General features: G+C 61.4%; 13 protein-coding genes and 1 tRNA gene. 8 read left to right on the top strand and 6 right to left on the bottom strand.

Annotation, left to right across the window (positions count from 1 at the left end; all coding sequences use genetic code 11):
• Positions 1-44: 44 nt before the first annotated feature.
• The 4 genes from VIO10_RS13160 to VIO10_RS13145 all read left to right on the top strand — a co-directional run bounded on the left by VIO10_RS13160 (position 45) and on the right by VIO10_RS13145 (position 5,841).
• Entirely contained in the window at positions 45-2,477 is a 2,433-nt protein-coding gene (locus VIO10_RS13160; protein WP_331964937.1) for a choice-of-anchor D domain-containing protein, read from the top strand.
• A 134-nt stretch (positions 2,478-2,611) separates the two neighbouring features.
• On the top strand, positions 2,612-3,952 hold the full coding sequence (locus tag VIO10_RS13155) for an MFS transporter (RefSeq protein ID WP_331964934.1): 1,341 nt from the start codon (positions 2,612-2,614) through the stop codon (positions 3,950-3,952).
• Between the two features lie 130 nt (positions 3,953-4,082).
• On the top strand, positions 4,083-5,357 hold the full coding sequence (locus VIO10_RS13150; protein WP_331964931.1) for an acyl-CoA dehydrogenase family protein: 1,275 nt from the start codon (positions 4,083-4,085) through the stop codon (positions 5,355-5,357).
• Positions 5,358-5,487: 130 nt separating this feature from the next.
• On the top strand, positions 5,488-5,841 hold the full coding sequence (locus VIO10_RS13145) for a cupin domain-containing protein (RefSeq protein ID WP_331964929.1): 354 nt from the start codon (positions 5,488-5,490) through the stop codon (positions 5,839-5,841).
• 61 nt (positions 5,842-5,902) lie between these two features.
• Here VIO10_RS13145 and VIO10_RS13140 read toward each other — a convergent pair.
• From VIO10_RS13140 to tig, 6 genes are all read right to left on the bottom strand, one after another.
• Positions 5,903-5,977: transfer RNA gene (locus tag VIO10_RS13140), tRNA-Val, on the bottom strand.
• Between the two features lie 94 nt (positions 5,978-6,071).
• A complete protein-coding gene (locus VIO10_RS13135; protein ID WP_331964926.1) occupies positions 6,072-6,386 on the bottom strand; it encodes an HU family DNA-binding protein in 315 nt (104 codons plus the stop codon).
• Between the two features lie 98 nt (positions 6,387-6,484).
• Complete coding sequence (lon, locus tag VIO10_RS13130) at positions 6,485-8,959, bottom strand: endopeptidase La (protein ID WP_331964916.1); 2,475 nt, start codon at positions 8,957-8,959, stop codon at positions 6,485-6,487.
• A gap of 24 nt (positions 8,960-8,983) precedes the next feature.
• On the bottom strand, positions 8,984-10,234 hold the full coding sequence (clpX, locus tag VIO10_RS13125; RefSeq protein WP_324095957.1) for an ATP-dependent Clp protease ATP-binding subunit ClpX: 1,251 nt from the start codon (positions 10,232-10,234) through the stop codon (positions 8,984-8,986).
• Between the two features lie 15 nt (positions 10,235-10,249).
• The gene (clpP, locus tag VIO10_RS13120; RefSeq protein ID WP_331964911.1) at positions 10,250-10,846 is read right to left on the bottom strand and encodes an ATP-dependent Clp endopeptidase proteolytic subunit ClpP; all 597 of its coding nucleotides are present in this window, start codon (positions 10,844-10,846) and stop codon (positions 10,250-10,252) included.
• A 123-nt stretch (positions 10,847-10,969) separates the two neighbouring features.
• Positions 10,970-12,271 (bottom strand): trigger factor, encoded by a 1,302-nt coding sequence (gene tig, locus VIO10_RS13115; RefSeq protein ID WP_331964908.1) that lies wholly within the window; start codon positions 12,269-12,271, stop codon positions 10,970-10,972.
• 256 nt (positions 12,272-12,527) lie between these two features.
• Here tig and VIO10_RS13110 point away from each other — a divergent pair, with 256 nt between their 5' ends.
• From VIO10_RS13110 to VIO10_RS13095, 4 genes are all read left to right on the top strand, one after another.
• Complete coding sequence (locus VIO10_RS13110) at positions 12,528-13,439, top strand: right-handed parallel beta-helix repeat-containing protein (protein WP_331964905.1); 912 nt, start codon at positions 12,528-12,530, stop codon at positions 13,437-13,439.
• A gap of 104 nt (positions 13,440-13,543) precedes the next feature.
• Positions 13,544-14,512: a right-handed parallel beta-helix repeat-containing protein gene (locus VIO10_RS13105; RefSeq protein ID WP_331964902.1), complete on the top strand. Its 969-nt coding sequence runs from the start codon at positions 13,544-13,546 to the stop codon at positions 14,510-14,512.
• A gap of 282 nt (positions 14,513-14,794) precedes the next feature.
• The gene (locus tag VIO10_RS13100; RefSeq protein ID WP_331964899.1) at positions 14,795-17,068 is read left to right on the top strand and encodes a sodium-translocating pyrophosphatase; all 2,274 of its coding nucleotides are present in this window, start codon (positions 14,795-14,797) and stop codon (positions 17,066-17,068) included.
• Between the two features lie 284 nt (positions 17,069-17,352).
• Entirely contained in the window at positions 17,353-17,817 is a 465-nt protein-coding gene (locus tag VIO10_RS13095; RefSeq protein ID WP_331964896.1) for a hypothetical protein, read from the top strand.
• Positions 17,818-17,843: the final 26 nt, after the last annotated feature.

Genomic DNA, 17,843 nt, shown 5'->3' with positions numbered 1-17,843 from the left:
TACGTCAGTAAAATGCTTGCACTCGGGAACAAGCGGCGGGGAAAGTGACAGAGCGATCGTTGTGGGGGCTGATTCTGGGGGTCGCGCTCGTCGCCGCTATCTCAGGCACCAACGTGATCGGCCACGCGGCGGCCACGCCGAGCCGATTGCGCTCGGCGCAGCGGGGCATTTCCGTCCGCGCGTTGGAACCCGGGTTCACCGGGACACTCCTATACCGCAACGATAATTTCCGCACCGGGCGAAACCTTGCGGAGAGCATGCTTACTCCGGCGACGGTCACCGCGTCGAAGTTTGGCTTGCAGTTCACCGACGCTGTTGACGGGCAGGTTTATGCGCAGCCGCTCTATGTGCCGGCGGTGCAGATCCCGAGCCAGGGAACGCACAACGTCGTGTACGTCGCGACGGAATTCGACAGTGTGTACGCATTTGACGCGGACGCGGCGGGTCCTGCGCTCTGGCATACAAGCTTCATCGATCCGGCGGATGGAATTACCCCGGTGCCGGCGTCCGATCTCGGATGCGGCGACCTTACCCCCTGGATTGGGATCACCGCTACGCCCGTGATCGACCACGATACGGGAACCCTCTACGTCGTCTCCAAGGTCAAGCTGGGCCCGGACAGTTATCAGCAGCAACTTCACGCGCTTGATATCACGACCGGCCATGAGCAGGCGCACAGCCCGGTAACGATTGAGGCGACGGTGGCAGGAACCGGAGCGGCCAGCGTTGGCGGGCAAATTTCTTTCGACCCGCTCTATCACCAGGATCGCCCGGCGCTGACGCTCGCGAACGGCGTGGTTTATCTGAGCTTCGCGTCGCATTGCGACTTTGGGCCGTACCACGGATGGATTCTCGGCTATGACGAGACGACATTGGCGCAGGTAGTTGTGTACAACACTACCCCCAACGGCTCCGAAGGCGGCATCTGGCAATCCGGATGCGGTCCCGGCGTCGATACCAACGGTGATTTGATCGCGATCACCGGCAACGGAACTTTCGATGTTCGCGCGTCCCGAGTCGATTACGGCGACAGCTATCTCAGGTTGTCGCCCGGCGGCGGAACATTGTCCGTCAGCGATTTCTTTACGCCGTCCAACCAGCTAACGCTCGATGAAAACGACCTTGACCTGGACTCGGGTGGCAACCTGTTGCTGCCTGATCAGCCCGGGCCAAATCCTCATCTGATGGTCAGCGCCGGCAAGCAAGGCACGCTTTATGTTGTCAATCGCGACGACATGGGTGGATTCAATGCCTCACCCGTTCCCGACCAGATAGTGCAGGAACTGGCCAGCGAAGTCGGCGGAATGTTCAGCACGCCCGCCTACTGGCAGGGAACGGTCAAGAGCGGTCTGCAGAACATGATCTACACGATTGGTGTCTCCGACCAGCCGAAGATGTTCGTCGTCGCTAGTGGGCTGATCCAGACACCGCCCGCATCGATCGCGGGAACCTTCACCTTTGGATTCCCTGGCGCGTCGCCGGTTATCTCCGCCAATGGCACAACCGGCGGCATCCTGTGGGCGATCAACAGTTCGGCATATGGTTCAAGTGGCCCTGCGATTCTCTATGCGTTCGATGCGACCAACCTGAATACTGAGCTATACGACAGCAACCAGTTCAGCTCGGATGACCCCGGACCGGCAGTGAAGTTTACCGTTCCGACGGTAGCCAATGGCGCGGTTTATATGGGAACGCAGACCCAACTCGCTGTGTTCGGATTGTTCCCCGATGGAAGACCGACGCCGACCCCGACCATCACAGCCACGCCTACTGCGACGCCAACGCCGACCGCGACCATCACAGCCACGCCCACTGTGACGGCGACGCCGACCGCCTCTCCGACTCCGGTTGCGGCGACGCTGGACGCCAGCCCCAAGTCAATTTCGTTCCCGAGCGAGGTCGCGGGCCACCGGGGCAAGCCGTCGAAGATAAAGGTTGTCAACCACGCTACCGCCATGCCAGTGAGCTTGGGGCAGCCGGCAGTGAGTAGCGGATTTGCCGTGACCTCGAGCAATTGCCCGGGAGACCTGCAACCCGGCGCCTCGTGCACGATCGAAGTCGCATTCTCTCCAGCCGCGAAAGGCAAACAGCTTGGGCTGCTGCAGGTGAACAGCAACGCCGAGTTCGGATCGCACTCAGTCAACCTGAAGGGCCACGGCGTCGCACCGAAGATGAAGGCGCATCCACAATCGCTAAGCTTCAGCCAAGTGCCGGTTGACACCGTAAGTTCCTCTCAGAGCGTTACCCTGGTCAATCTCAGCCCGGCGCCGATCTCGTTCACGACGGCTCCTGCAGCCACTCCGCCATTCAACGTGAGCGCCAGCACGTGCGCCACAATAGCGCCGAACGGCGCAACCTGCACAATCTCCGTCGAGTTCGCTCCACACGAGCGGGGCAAGTTCGAGGGCACACTCGAACTACAAGACAATGCGGCCCATAGCCCGCAACACATCAAACTCTTCGGCAGGTCGAAATAGATCGCGCTCTGCCTCGAGCGTGATTGCCGGGCAGCCTGGCGCGCGGCAACAATGCGAGCCGGTGTCGCTGTCGCAGCTCCCCCGGCTTGCCGGGAGATTCATGATCTGAGACCTTTAGCGAATCGACGTGCGCCTTGCGCGCGCAAGCATCCGCGATGCAGGCCGCTCCTCCAAACAGCCCGTTACAACCACCGAAATTAGCCCCGTGGATCGCGCGGCCGCGCCGCTACCTGGCGGCGCTGTTCGCGATGCTGATGTCGGCAACGATTTTCGAAGGCTACGACATCACGATCTTCCACCTGGCGACGCCCGAAATCGCGCGGACCTTTCACCTGGCCGACCCGGCGATCGGGCTGATGGCGACGATCGTGCGGCTGGGCGGGATGCTGTCGTTCTTCGTGGTAATCCTCGCCGATCGTTACGGGCGAAAGCCGATCATCTCCACGACCGTACTTTGTTACACGATTTTCACTTTGTTCACGGCGCTTTCGACCGGGGTGAAGTCGTTCACGATTTTTCAAAGCACCTCGCAGATATTTCTCGCGGCCGAGTTCGGGGTTGCGGTCACGATGATCAGCGAGGAGTTTCCCGACGCCACCCGCGGGCGCGCGATCGCGGCGCTGCACATGGTTGCGTTTCTCGGGGTGACTGCCGCCGCGCTTACCTACGCGATCATGGCGGAGTCGCGATGGGGATGGCGCGGCATGTACCTGCTCGGGATCGCGCCGCTGGTGATGATCTTTTTTTTGAGGCGCGGACTGCGCGAGACTGCGCGCTTCAATGCGCTCGAGCGGGCGCGGGCTGCGGCCGGCAAGGCGCGTCCCGAATTCTGGACGTCGATTCGCAATTCCCTGGCGCCGTTTGCCGGTCCGTATCGCGCGCGCCTGCTAATCATGGCCGGGTTGTGGAACTCGATCGGATTGATCGGCGGCCCGACGGTCACCTACTTCAGCCTTTACGCGCGCCGCGATCGTCATTGGACATCGCACCAGGTCGCTGCGGCGATAATCCTCGCCTATGCGATGGGCACGGCCGGCAGCCTGTTGAGCGGATTTATGATGGACCGGCTGGGACGAAAGTTTACCACCAGTTTCTTCTACCTGATGGCGGCGGCGGCGATGTACGTGCTGTTCACCAGCGACAGTTACGGCGCGGTCCTGGCGGGCGAAGTCGTCACGATGTTTGCGTATCAAGCGGCGCGCACTGCGACTTCGGCGCTCTCGACCGAGTTGTTTCCGACCTCGATTCGAGCAACCGGATATGGCCTGTGCGTGCAAGTGATCGGGCAGATCTGCTGGATGCTGTCGCCGGTCGTTATCGGGCTGCTCTCGGGGCGGCTCGGCGGTTTGGGCAACGCGGCGTCACTCTTTGCAGCCGGCCCGATCCTTGGCGTCGTGATCGTGCTGTGGTTCGTCCCCGAGACTCGCGGCAAGACATTGGAAGAACTCTCGCCGAGCGCCGGAGAGACGCCTTGAGCCAAATCGTTGCCAATCGCGCCGGCCTGATCGCATCCGTGCACACCTTTTGAGCGCGGGATTGCGCTTCCGTTCGAAACCGCACTCTGTTAGGCCTCGCTCATAATGCAATCGCCTGAGGAGAAACGCCGTGGACTTTAATATTCCCGCCGATATCACCGCCTACCTGGCCGAGCTGGATGCGTTCATCGAAAAAGAGATCAAGCCGCTCGAACGCGAGAACGACAACATCCGTTTTTTCGATCATCGCCGCGAATGGGCGCGCACCGACTTCGAACGCGACGGACTGCCGCGCCATGAGTGGGAAGCGTTGCTGGGCGAGATGCACCGGCGCGCCGACAAGGCGGGGCACTATCGCTACGCGCTGCCTCGGGAATACGGCGGCCGGGACGGCACCAACCTCGCGATGGCGATCATCCGCGAGTACCTGGCGGCCAAGGGACTCGGGCTGCACAACGATTTGCAGAACGAAAGTTCGATCGTCGGCAATCTGCCGACGGTGCTGATGTTTCGCGACTTCGGCAACGAGCAGCAGAAAAAGGAATTTATCCCCAAGCTGCTGGACGGTTCGATGCGCATCGCGTTCGGACTCACCGAACCCAGGCACGGTTCCGACGCGACCTGGATGGAGACGCGCGGAGTTCGCGACGGCGATCAATGGCGAATCACCGGCGCCAAGATGTGGAATACCGGGCTGCACGTCGCCACGCATGATTTCGTGTTCGCGCGGACCAGCGGCAAAGACGGCAGCCCGCGCGGCATCACTTGCTTCATCGTTCCAACCAAAAGCGCAGGCTTCAAGATCGAAGAGTATTTGTGGACGTTCAACATGCCCACCGATCACCCGCGCGTCTCGCTGACCGACGTCGCGGTGCCGGCCGACTCGATGCTTGGCGATCCGGAAAACGGGCTGGCGGTGGCGCAGCATTTCGTCCACGAGAATCGGATTCGCCAGGCGGCGAGTTCGCTGGGAGCGGCGCAATATTGCATCAACGAGAGCGTGAAATACGCCAAGGGCCGCAAGCCGTTCGGAAAAGCGCTGGCGAGCAACCAGGCGATTCAATGGCCGCTGGTCGAGTTGCACACCGAAGCCGAAATGATCCGCAACCTCATCCACAAGACCGCGTGGCAGATGGATCAAATGTCGAAGCCCGAGGTCGCGCTCAAACTGTCCGACAAGGTCGCCATGTGCAACTACCGGGCGAACCGACTGGTGTGCGAAGCGGCGGACCGCGCGATGCAGGTGCATGGCGCGATCGGGTACTCGCGGCATAAGCCGTTCGAGCACATTTACCGGCATCACCGGCGCTATCGCATCACGGAGGGATCGGAGGAAATCCAGATGCGGCGCGTGGCGCAATATCTATTCGGATTTTTCAAAGACAGAAAGCAGGCCGAAGAATGAAGCGTTCGATTCAGTTTCAGTTTCCGGCCGGCGAATCGGCCCAGGCCGGGCGGTGGCGTCGCCTGAGCGTGTGCCCGCGCCCCACGGATGCGGCAAGAGCACCGCAATGACAACGGCAGGAGGAAACGACATGACGACGAACCCCCAAGACGAAAAGACATCCCAGAAATTTACGGCGGGCAATGCGCTTGAGTTGGTGGCCTACCAAGCCGGGGCGGTCGTGAGCCGGGAGATCGTCAAGAAGAAGACCGGCACGGTGACGCTATTTGCCTTCGACGAGGCCCAGGGTCTCAGCGAACACACGGCGCCCTTCGACGCCCTCGTCCAGGTGCTGGACGGTGTGGCCGAGATAACCATCGGCGGCGTGCCGCACCGCCTCGGCAAGGATGATATGATCCTGATGCCGGCCAACGTGCCCCACGCCCTGAAGGCGGTCGAGCGATTCAAGATGATGTTGGTGATGATCCGCGAGGCGACGGGCTGACGGAGCGCGCTTTACGACCCCGCGTTGGTTGGCTCCCGGCCACGAACCCGCCTGATTTTATTGGTGGGCGGTGCAGGTTTCGAACCTGCGACCCCCGGCTTGTAAGGCCGATGCTCTACCACTGAGCTAACCGCCCGCGGCCGAAATCCCGGCAAAAGAGGGCGCCTGCGTGTGTCGTTGACACACGGACCGCCCTCTTGAATTTTCTTGATCGAGGCCGCGCGAGCCGGTCACGAACCTGCCGACGGCGACGACGGCGCGGCGGCGGCGCCTTCGTTGAGCGAGTCCTTCAATTGCTTGCCGGGCTTGAACTTGGCCGACCGGCTGGCCGCAATCTCGATCGACTCGCCGGTCTTTGGATTGCGGCCAGTGCGCGCCTGCCGTTCCGATACCGAAAACGTTCCGAAGCCTGAGATGTTCACACGCTCGCCCTGGCGCAGCGCGGCGATGACGTCGTCGAGCACGATGTTAATTGCGCGTTCGGCATCGGCCTTGTTGAGGGGAAGTTTGTTCGACAGCGCCTCTATGAGTTCAGCCTTGGTCATATGTAGCCTTCGGCGGTCCTCCCGAATATCCGCGACCGCACGTTTGAGCCGCGCGCTTCCGGTTGCGACCGGAAGGCGCGGCGTCCCCCGCTCAGAACCTACGACAAGTTCGTGGATACAGTGGTATCCTCTTCGTCCCCTGGCGTCATTCGACCCTTCGGTTCCGGCTCGCGCAGGAACGCCAGGTCGCTCTCGCCCTTGCCCGGCTTGAAGAACGTATCCGGGTCGGTCAGCACCAGTGCGTGCTTGAGCACTTCGTCCATGTGCTCGACCTGAATCAAGGTGATGCCCTTCATGATCTGCGGAGGGATCTCCTCGATGTCCTTGGCGTTATCCCTGGGTATCAGGATCGTCTTGATGCCGCCGCGATGCGCCGCGAGCACCTTCTCCTTGAGTCCTCCAATCGGCAGCACCCTTCCGCGCAGCGTGATTTCGCCGGTCATCGCAAGGTCGTTGCGAATCGGCGAGCGCGTGAGCGCCGACACCAGCGCGGTCGCAAGCGTGATTCCCGCCGACGGACCGTCCTTGGGAATGGCGCCTTCGGGAACGTGAATGTGGATGTCGATGCGATGATAGAAGCCCCGATCGAGGCCGAGCACTTCCGCCCGCGAACGCACATATGAAAGCGCGGCCTGCGCCGATTCCTGCATCACGTCACCGAGCTGTCCGGTGATGGTCAGCTTGCCGCGTCCCGGAACGATCGTCACTTCGACGCTGAGCAGCTCGCCGCCGAGCTCCGTCCATGCCAGCCCGGTCGCCACTCCCACCTGCGGTACGGTCTCCGCCGTGCCGTAGCGGAACTTCGGAACGCCGAGGTATTTGCCCAGACTCGAGCTCGAAACCTTGACGTGCGCGTTACGGTCGGTCTTGACGACTTCGACCGCAACCTTGCGGCAGATCGAGGCGAGTTCGCGCTCGAGATTTCTGACCCCCGCTTCGCGCGTGTAATGGCGGATGATGCCCTGGATCGCGCCGTCGGAGACCTCGATGTTCTCCGGCCGCAGCCCGTTGGCCTCCTGCTGCTTCTTCATCAGGTACTTTTTGGCGATATTGAGCTTCTCCAATTCCGTATAGCCGGGAATCCGGATGACTTCCATCCGGTCCTGGAGCGGCCGCGGGATGCGGTCGAGCGTATTCGCCGTCGTGATGAACAGCACTTTCGACAAATCGTAATCGCAGTCGAGGTAGTGGTCGTTAAACGTGCAGTTCTGCTCGGGATCGAGAACTTCGAGCAGCGCCGACGACGGATCGCCGCGGAAGTCGGTGGACATCTTGTCCACTTCGTCGAACAGCAGCACGGGGTTGGACGATCCGGCCTTGCGAATCGACTGGATCACCTTGCCGGGCAGGGCGCCGATGTAGGTCCGGCGATGGCCGCGTATTTCGGCTTCGTCGCGCACGCCGCCCAGCGACACGCGCACGAATTTGCGTCCGGTCGCGCGCGCCACCGACTTGCCCAGCGAGGTCTTGCCGACGCCCGGAGGTCCGACCAGGCACAGGATGGGCCCCTTCATCTGGCCGACCAGGGTCTCGACCGCGAGGTATTCCAGGATGCGCTGTTTGACCTTCTCCAGGCCGTAATGATCTTCCTCGAGCACGCGCTCGGCTTCCTTGATGTCGAGTTTGTCCTCGGTGTACTCGAACCACGGCAGCCCAAGAAACCAATCGAGGTAGTTGCGCACGACGGTCGCCTCGGCGGACATTGGCGACATCATCTTGAGTTTCTTGATCTCGCGCTCGCATTTCTCGCGGGCCTCGGCGGGCATCTTTTTCTGCCGAAGTTTCTCTTCCAGTTCCTGAATCTCGTTCTTGAATTCGTCCTTCTCGCCGAGCTCCTTCTGAATCGCGCGCATCTGCTCGTTGAGGTAGTACTCCTTGGACGTCTTCTCCATCTGCTTCTTGACGCGCGAGCGGATGCGTTTTTCGACCTCGAGGATTTCCAGCTCCGAGCGCATGTAGCCGAGGATCTTCTCCAGCCGCTCGGCCGGGACGGTCGATTCGAGCAGCGCCTGCTTGTCTTCGAGCTTGATCCCGAGGTGTCCGACCAGCTTGTCGGCCAGGAACGCGGGATCGTCGACGGCCGCGATCGAGGTTACCATCTCGGGCGGAATCTTCTTGTTGAGCCGCGCGTAGTTGTCGAAAGTCGAGACCACCGAGCGCATCAGCGCCTCGACCTCGGTGGTACGCTCGCTGACTTCCTCGATCTCCTCGGCCTCGACCTGGAAATATTCCTCGTCGGCGACGTAGCGGATCACGCGCGCCCGCTTTTTGCCTTCGACCAGCGCCTTGACGGTGCCGTCGGGCAGGCGCAGCAACTGCACGACGACGCCGAGCGTGCCTACCGTGTACAAGTCCCGCGGCGCGGGCTCGGCCACCTTGGGGTCCTTCTGCGTCACCAGCAGAATCGGGGTCTTCTTGGCCTCGGCGGCTTCCAGAGCCTTAATCGACTTCTGGCGTCCGACGAAGATGGGATAGACTTCATGTGGGAAAACGATCAGTTCGCGCAACGGGAACAATGGCACCACGTTCGTCGTTGCATCGCGATTATCTTTCTTGTCGTTGCGAAAAAGCATCTTGTAGTTCTCGAGTCTCCCGGGCTATGCGGTTTCGGCGGTCTTTTGATAGACCAGCAGCGGCTGCTCCTTCTGAGTAACCACTTCCTCCGAGATTAGCACCTCCTTGATGTTCGGTTGTGAGGGGATTTCGTACATCAGGTCCACCATGATCGCTTCCATGATGGCGCGCAGTCCGCGAGCGCCCGACTTGCGCTTGAGCGCCTCGCGCGAGATCGCGCGCAGCGCACCCTGGGTGAATTTCAGGTGAACGTTCTCCATGTCGAAGAGCTTCTGATACTGGCGCACCAGCGCATTCTTCGGCTCGGTCAGGATTCGCACCAGCGCTTCCTCGTCCAATTCGCCGAGCGTCGCGATCACGGGCAGTCGGCCGACGAATTCCGGAATCAATCCGAACTTGAGCAAGTCCTCCGGCTGCACTTCATATAAAAGCTCGGAGACCGTCTTGGGGTCGCGATGGGTCAGGTCGGCCCGAAAGCCCATCGTCTTGCCCGAGATGCGCCGGCGGATGATGTCGTCGAGTCCAACGAACGCGCCACCGCAGATGAACAGGATGTTGGTGGTGTCAACCTGCAGAAACTCCTGCTGCGGATGCTTGCGGCCGCCCTTGGGCGGCACCGACGCCATCGTGCCCTCGATGATTTTGAGCAGGGCTTGCTGAACGCCTTCGCCCGACACGTCGCGGGTGATCGACGGGTTGTCGCCCTTGCGCGCGATCTTGTCGATTTCATCTATGTAAACGATGCCGCGCTGGCATCGCTCGATGTCGTAGTCGGCGTTCTGGAGCAGCGACAGTATGATGTTCTCGACGTCCTCGCCGACGTAGCCGGCCTCGGTCAGCGAAGTCGCGTCGGCGATGGTGAAGGGCACCTGCAGGAAGCGGGCGAGGGTTTGCGCCAGCAGGGTCTTGCCGACTCCGGTCGGGCCGATCAGCAGGATGTTGGATTTCTGCAGCTCGACGTCGCCAGTCACCATCTGCGAGTCGATGCGTTTGTAGTGATTGTGGACCGCGACCGAGAGGATTTTCTTGGCGCGCTCCTGACCGATCACGTACTGGTCGAGCACCCGCTTGATTTCGGCGGGCTTGGGCACCGCGGAGCTTTGGCTGAAGGCTTCCTCGCTGTCAGTCTCCTCGGCGATAATGTCGTTACAAAGATCGATGCATTCGTCGCAAATATAAACCGTCGGGCCGGCGATCAGCTTTCGAACTTCGTCCTGGCTCTTCCCGCAAAAGGAGCAAACCAGGTTGCCGGAGCGGTCGTCATGCTTGGCCATAGTGCCTCCCGCGGCTCACTTGGAGGGCCTCCGGCTAACGATTACCTCATCAATCAGTCCGTATTCAACCGCCTGCTGCGGCGACATAAAATAATCGCGATCGGTATCCTTCTCGATCTTACGCAGATTCTGTCCGGTATGCTTCATTATGATGTTGTTGATGTCCTCCCGCGCGTGCAAAATTTCCCTGGCGTGTATTTCGAGGTCGCTCGCCGGTCCCTGCATCCCGCCCAGCGGCTGATGCAGGATGATTCGCGAATGCGGCAGCGCGTAGCGCCGGCCCTTGGCGCCCGCCAGCAGCAGGATTGCGCCCATGCTGCCCGCCTGCCCCAGGCACAGCGTCGAAACGGGAGGCCGGATAAACTCCATCGTATCGTATATCGCCATCCCGGCCGTCACCGAGCCGCCCGGCGAATTGATGTAAAAGTTGATCTCTTTTTCAGGATCTTCGGATTCGAGGAACAGAAACTGGGCCGTGACCAGGTTGGCGACGTCGTCGTTGACTTCGGTGCCGAGAAAAACGATGCGGTCTTTCAGCAGGCGAGAGTAGATGTCATAGGCCCGCTCTCCGCGGCCGGTCTGTTCGACGACAATCGGTACCAGGTTGCTCATAAATCCGGTTCGCGCCACAGCCAGGTCGCGACAATCGAGAGCAGGCCGCCGACGCCTTCAGATTGTAACGTCTGGGAAATGGGGGAGCAACCGTGATTGGTTCCGAACGAAGTAGCATCGACGCTACTTCGGCTCGGGGGCGGCGTCTTCGCGCTTGGCGCGGCTCAGAATAAAGTCGAGCGCCTTCTCGCGGCGCATCGATTGGCGTAGCGCCTCGCGATTGTCGGGGCTGCGGTAAAACTCGGCGGCGCGGTCGCGATTGCGCCCGCTTTGGGTGACGATCGCCGCCACCCGCGCACCCAGCTCCTCGTCATTGATCTCGATCTTTTCCTGCTCCGCGAGCGCGTCCACGATAAGCCCGGTGCGGGCGCGCTTCTCGGCCCGCGTCTTCAAATCGTCGGCATTCTGCTTGACCCGCTCGCCGGCGTCCTCATGCGACAGGCCGCCCGCTTCGAGCGTCTGATGCAGCTCGGCTTCCATCGCGCTCAGCTCGCGCGCGACCAGCGACTGGGGCAGTTCGACCGGATTGCGCTCGATCACGATGTCGAGCAGTCCCTGGCGGGCGCGAGCGTTGGCCTCCTGCTCGGCGTGGGCGAGCAGTTCGGCGCGAACGCGGATGCGGAACGCCTCGAGGCTTTCGTCGCCGAGATCCTTGGCGAAGTCATCATCGACGGTCGGCAACTCGCGCCGATAGATCTCCTTGGGCGTCGCGCGCCATTCGATCGTTTTGCCGGCGAGGTCTTTGTGGCTGTAGTCGGCCGGGTAGGTCTTCGAGGCCTTCATCTGCATTCCCAGCTCGGCGCCCTTGAGCACTTCGAACACGCCGTGGGCGAGCGCGCGCTCGGAAACTTCAACCAGCCGATCGTCGGGCTTGGTGGGCGCGAGCGGCTTGCCGTCCTCGAAGGCCTCGATCGAGGCGAGCGCGTAATCGCCGTCCTCGACGACGGTGCGATCCTCGATCTTCTTGAGCGTCGCCTGGCGCTCGCGAAAACGCTCGATCGCCTCCTCGACCTGCTCGCCGGTGACCTCGACTTTGGACTCGGGCACCTTGAGGCCCTCGTAGTCCTTGACCTCGATCTTCGGGCAAAGATCGAAGGTCGCGCTGAACTTGAGCGCGAGGTCTTTTTGCAGGTCGGTCTGTTCGGTGACGATTTCGGGCGCGACCACGGGCTTGAGGTTGTGCTCCTCGAGCGCCTTATCGGTGTATTGCTTGACGAGCTTCTGAATCACCTCGCCGCGGACCTGCTCGCCGAAGAATCGCTCGAGCAGATTGCGCGGGGCATGGCCGGGGCGGAAGCCCTTGAGCACAACGCCGCGTTTGAGTTCGTTAAATGCGCGATCCAGCTCATGCTTGATTTCGTCGGGCTCGACTTCAATCGTCAGTTTGCGCCGGAGACTATTGGGTTCTTCGATATTTACATTCATGGCGGTTCAACCTTTACAGATAAACACACGGCAGTCGTCGGAATCAACCGACGTGCCGAGATGACGGACCCTTATTGCAATATCCTTGACCCGACGGGTAAAAGGTCTTGCGACCGCCTGTAGCGCATTCGAACTTCGCGCGCACCGGGTACGGCGCGCCCGATTCGATTTAGCGCAGTCAAAGCAGCGCGGTCGGGGAGGGAATATGTCGTTTGAGAGGGGTTTTAGAGGATATGCGCTGGGAGTCCTGGGCGCGTTGGCGCTGCTTTTGGCCCCGTCGCCGTCGCGCGCCGACACGGCGGTATCATCGTGCGGGCCGCTGTCGTCGGCGGGAAACTACTTCCTGACGACGAATCTGACCGCGACCGGCACCTGCATCGTCGTCGCCAGCGAAGGCGTCTCGCTCGACATGAAGGGCCATACCATCACCGGTAACGGGACCGGCGATGGAATCTCCGACGGCGGCGGGCACTTCGAGTCGATGGCGATTGCAAACGGCAAGATCCGCAACTTCGACGTCGGCATCGGACTCGACACCTCGTGCTGCGTGGTGATCCGCAACGTTGACTCGTCGAATAACGTCGAGACCGGAATCCTGGTCGGAGACTGCTGCAGCACGCTCGATTCCGTGAAGGCGAACAACAACGGCACTGTCGGGGTCGTCGCCTCGGATGGTTACTACACGCTGAACAACGTCCAGGCCAACAACAACGGCGCGGGCGGCGGCATAGTCACAACCGGTTGCTGCACAACGGTCTCCAACAGCACCATTACCGCCAACGCCGGGGCCGGGGTCGTGGAGGATGGATGCTGCAGCTTCCTGGTCTCAAGCAAGGTGCAGAGAAACGGTTTAGACGGCGTCGATATGAACGGCTGTTGCAACTTCGTCGTCCAAAGCACGGTGGCGCTCAATTTGGGCTACGGTGTGAATCTCATCGACAGCGACAATCTCGTCACCAGCACCAATGCCAGTGGCAATACCAGCGACGGGATTTTCCTACGCGACACTGACAACCAGATCACGAACAGCCAATCGGTTGGAAACCATGGCGCGGGCGCGAACGTGGGATGTCCGGGAGCGATCACAGGGCTGACGGCCAAGAGCAACACGGGTGGTTCACTTACGACCAGCGGCGGCACATGCACGCAGCTGAACAACAAGCTCTAGCAAGGCGCCTTGAGCCCGATGGATTCGAACCAATACTGGAGATGTCCAGACCTGATCCCGGCGTGCGACCACGCATCGACCGGGATCTTTGATGGGAGGTCACGATGAATATCAAATACTCGGCGCGGAGGCTTACGACCGCGCTATTTGCGACGGTGCTGATTGGAGGATTATGCGGGCGCGCGCGCGCCGCTACTGCGATTTCAACATGCGGACCGCTGTCGTCGGCCGGGAATTATTACCTGACCAGCAACCTGACCGCCACGGGCGACTGCCTGGTGATCGCTGCGGCCAATGTCGCGATCGACATGAAGGGGAAAACGATTACCGGCAACGGAAGCGGCGCGGCGATAACCGACAACAGCATCGAGTACAATTACGCGATTATCGCCAACGGCAAAATCCGCAACTTCGACAACGGCATCGACCTGGCCGACTCGGGCGAAGCGATAATATCCAACGTCGATTCGTCGAATAATACGGGCGACGGGATCTACATCGACGGATGCTGCAATACGTTGAATTCGGTCAAGGCGAACAACAACGGCGGTACCGGTATTTTCATAGATTCGGACGACAGCAGCTTGACGAAAATACAGGCCAACTCTAACGGCAATGACGGAATCTACCTTGCCTCCGGCGACAACACGCTGGTTGGAAGCACCGTATCCAACAACACAGGCATAGGCGTTGAAATGCTGGATTGCTGCAATTTCGTGATCAGCAGCAAGGTCCAGAAAAATTCCGGCGACGGCATCGAACTGGCCAGCGATGACAATGGCGTGATCAAAACGACCTCAGCAGGCAACGGCGGCGACGGAATGGATTTCCCAACGTCCGGCGACAACATGGTCACAGCGAGCAAATCCACCGGAAATGCCGGTACCGGCGTCGATTTCGCCAGTAAATGGGGCATCATTTCGGGGGTGCAAGCGAACAAGAACGCGACCGGGGTAAGTATGGAATGCCGGGGCAGCACCGCATCGCTGACGGCGAAAGGCAACTCGACCAGCAACCTGGTGCAGACCGTCGTGGATGGACCTTGCGCGAACGTGGGCCTCACGGCGCCGTGATCCGAAGTTTCGTCGCGGCGTGATCTCCGAGGCCCTGGCAATCGCGCCGGGGCCTCTTCTTTTCGGCGGCGCTTCGAGTCGCGGCGAGCACGGGAATCCGGGATTCTTCGCTGCGCTCAGAATGACAAAGGGGGCACCCCTTAGATAACTGGACATCGTATTCAGGAAAACCTAGACTGCGCCAGATATCCAGAGGGTAATCGCCCGGCCGTGAGCGGCGCGATTCAATTAGACAGCGGGCGGCGCGCCAAACCTCGACTTTTTCAGGAGACTCGGATTGCGATGAGCGAAGCGAATATCGTTCTGCCCACTTTAACCAGCGGTCAGGTCATGATCCTGTGGCTGGTGCTGGTCTCGGCGCTGGTCGCGCTGGCCTACGGAGTTGTGCTGATACGCGTAGTGCTGGCGGCAGACCCCGGACCAAAATCAATGACCGACGTGTCCGACGCGATTGAACTCGGCGCGATGGCGTACCTCGGACGCCAGGTCAAAACCATGATCTGGTTCGTCGCCGTCATCTTCGTCGCGCTGTTCCTCATGTACCGCAACGTCTATCAAGGCCTGTACCTGCCGCTGGGCATCTCGATCGCCTTCCTGATGGGCGTCACCGCTTCCTACTGCGCCGGTTACGTCGGGATGTGGCTGGCGGTCAAAGGCAACGTCCGCAGCGCCAACGCCGCGCTGACCAGCTTCAAGGCCGCGATGGAACTGGCATTCAAGGCGGGCGGAGTCTCGGGGATGTTCACGGTCGGGCTGGGGTTGCTGGGCGCGACGATCATCTTCCTGGTGTTCCGCGAAAACGCGATGAAGGTGCTGGTGGGCTTCGGCTTCGGCGGCTCGCTGGCGGCGCTGTTCATGCGCGTCGGCGGCGGAATCTACACCAAGGCGGCTGACGTCGGCGGCGACCTGGTCGGCAAAATTGAGCAGGATCTGCCCGAAGACGACCCGCGCAATCCCGCCACGATTGCCGACAACGTTGGCGACAACGTCGGCGACTGCGCCGGCATGGCGGCCGACGTCTTCGAGTCCTACGAAGTGACGCTGGTGGCCGCGATCATCCTGGCGGCCTACGCGCTGCAGGAGTCGGACTTTATCGCGGCCTACGGCCAGTACGCGGGCATGTTCGCGGTCAAACTGATCATGTTCGCGCTGATCCTGCGCGGGGTCGGCGTGTTTTCGTCGATCATCGGAATCATGGCGGTGCGCGTGCCGGCCGGCAAAATGCTCGATCCGATGCGCCCGATCAATATCGGCTACATGACCTCGGCGATCGCATCCGTGATCGGATTCTTCGTCGTGAACTATTTTTACCTCGACGACCCGCGCACCGGCGCGACCGATTGGCGCTTCGCCTGCTGCGCGTCGCTGGGAATCATTCTCGCAGTCGTGACGCTGTGGCTCACCAACTATTTTACGCATCCGGACAAGGGCCCGGTCACTGAAACCGCGATGGCGGCGCGCACCGGTCCGGCGACCTTGATCCTGTCGGGCATGGCCGAGGGTCTGGAGTCGTCGGTCTGGGCGCTGCTCATGATCGCAGCCGCGATCATCGGCGCGATGGCGATTTTCCACGAGTCGCTCGCGCTCCAGTTTTACGGAATCGCGCTGACCGGGCTGGGCTTGCTCACGACCACCGGCTTCATCCTCGCGATGGACACCTACGGACCGATCACCGACAACGCCCACGGCATTTTCGAGATGGGCGGAATCCATCAGGAGGAGGCGTCCAAGACGCTGTCGTGGATGGACGCGATCGGCAACACCACCAAGGCGCTGACCAAGGGGCTGGCGATTGCGACCGCGGTGCTGGCGGCAGTGTCGCTGTTCCGGTCATTCATAGATGAGGCACATCTGGGCGCGATCGGCGTGCAGATCAACATGCCGACCGTGTTCGTGGGCCTGATGATCGGCGGCGCGGTGCCATTCCTGTTCAGTTCATTTGCGATTAAGGCGGTCAGCCGCGCGGCCTATCAGATCGTGTTCGAGGTCCGCCGCCAGCTTCGCACGCATCCGGGGATCATGGAGGGCAAAGAGCTGCCCGACTACGGCGCGTGCGTCGATATCGTCACCGCAGCTTCGCAGAAAGAACTGCTGGGGCCGGGAATCCTTGCGGTTTTCTCGCCGCTGCTGGTCGGTTTCGGTCTTGGTGCGGGCGCCCTGGGCGGGTTCCTCGGCGGCACGATCCTGACCGGCCAGTTGATGGCGGTCTTCATGTCGAACGCGGGCGCGAACTGGGACAACGCCAAGAAAAAGATCGAGGACGGGTTCCTGGGCGGCAAGGGCACCGACGTGCACAAGGCTTCCGTGGTGGGAGATACCGTCGGCGATCCATTCAAGGACACGGCGGGACCTGCGCTGAACCCGATGATCAAGGTGATGAACCTGGTCGCGATTTTGGCGGCGCCGTTCACCACGGTTGCGCTCGGCGGCGTGACTTTGCTGCGGGTCGCGGTCGTCGTGTCGGCGATCATCGCGCTTTCGATCGCGGTCACCTTCTCCAAGCGCGGTTCGATCGCGGAAGAGAGCCTGGCTATCGAGACCAAGCGGGCCGCCTGAGCGGATTTCACAGCTCGCATTGCTTGAAGGGCCGGACGCGTCGTCATCCGGCTCTTTTCTTTTTGCTTCGTTTCGCAATTCTCCGTATCTTCGCGGTTCATCCCTATGGCAATCGAGTATCGCGCACGCCAACGCAGGGCCGTCGCCGGCCGCGCAGTACGAAGCGATTCGCGCTCGATGGCGCTCGGTCGCGCCCCCCCCCGATTGGACCGGTCAGCGCCAGCGGGGCGTGTGCTTGCGCGTTTTCGGGTAACGAGTAGATTGGTCGTTCGTACTTACTTCATATGCGACGCAACCCCGGCCCCTTCGAGCCATTGGTTTACATCCTCCAGACGCCAATCATGTTTCGCGTGGTTGGCCTGGGCGGGCTGATCCTGTTCAGTATTCTCGCGCTTTCAATCGCATCCGAGCACAGCGCGGGCGCCGCGATCCTGGGGCTCGGGTTGATCGGCGCGTTGTGGTTCGAGACAAGCAGCAACGTCTGCCGGCGATGCCGCTTCTACGGGACGTGGCATTGCCTGGGGCAGGGGATGCTGGCGTCGAAACTGTTTTCGCGAATCGATGGGGGCCTGGGCGAGCCGGGCACGATGCTGCACGGCGCGCTGCTGGCCGCCTACGTGATTTACGGGCTGTTCTGGCTATGGCATTCGCCAATGCTCGGATTGATCTTCACGCTATGGGTTCCGATTGCGCTGGTCACCGCGAGCGCGCCCGCGGGCTTCTCTTGGCGCGCATTGAAGCCGAACTGAGGCAGGGGTGACCCCTGCACCCAGTA

It is taken from the genome of Candidatus Binatus sp. (assembly GCF_036567905.1).
Lineage (GTDB): Bacteria > Desulfobacterota > Binatia > Binatales > Binataceae > Binatus.
Note: the sequence above shows the minus strand (reverse complement) of the source record. Positions and strands in the feature narration are given on the sequence as shown.

Bases quoted from the DNA above. Each gene is read 5' to 3' on its own strand.
- lon (WP_331964916.1), bottom strand. From the start codon at position 8,959: ATGCTTTTTCGCAACGACAAGAAAGATAATCGCGATGCAACGACGAAC.
- VIO10_RS13135 (WP_331964926.1), bottom strand. From the start codon at position 6,386: ATGACCAAGGCTGAACTCATAGAGGCGCTGTCGAACAAACTTCCCCTC.
- VIO10_RS13145 (WP_331964929.1), top strand. From the start codon at position 5,488: ATGACGACGAACCCCCAAGACGAAAAGACATCCCAGAAATTTACGGCG.
- clpX (WP_324095957.1), bottom strand. From the start codon at position 10,234: ATGGCCAAGCATGACGACCGCTCCGGCAACCTGGTTTGCTCCTTTTGC.
- tig (WP_331964908.1), bottom strand. From the start codon at position 12,271: ATGAATGTAAATATCGAAGAACCCAATAGTCTCCGGCGCAAACTGACG.
- clpP (WP_331964911.1), bottom strand. From the start codon at position 10,846: ATGAGCAACCTGGTACCGATTGTCGTCGAACAGACCGGCCGCGGAGAG.
- VIO10_RS13095 (WP_331964896.1), top strand. From the start codon at position 17,353: ATGCGACGCAACCCCGGCCCCTTCGAGCCATTGGTTTACATCCTCCAG.
- VIO10_RS13100 (WP_331964899.1), top strand. From the start codon at position 14,795: ATGAGCGAAGCGAATATCGTTCTGCCCACTTTAACCAGCGGTCAGGTC.
- VIO10_RS13105 (WP_331964902.1), top strand. From the start codon at position 13,544: ATGAATATCAAATACTCGGCGCGGAGGCTTACGACCGCGCTATTTGCG.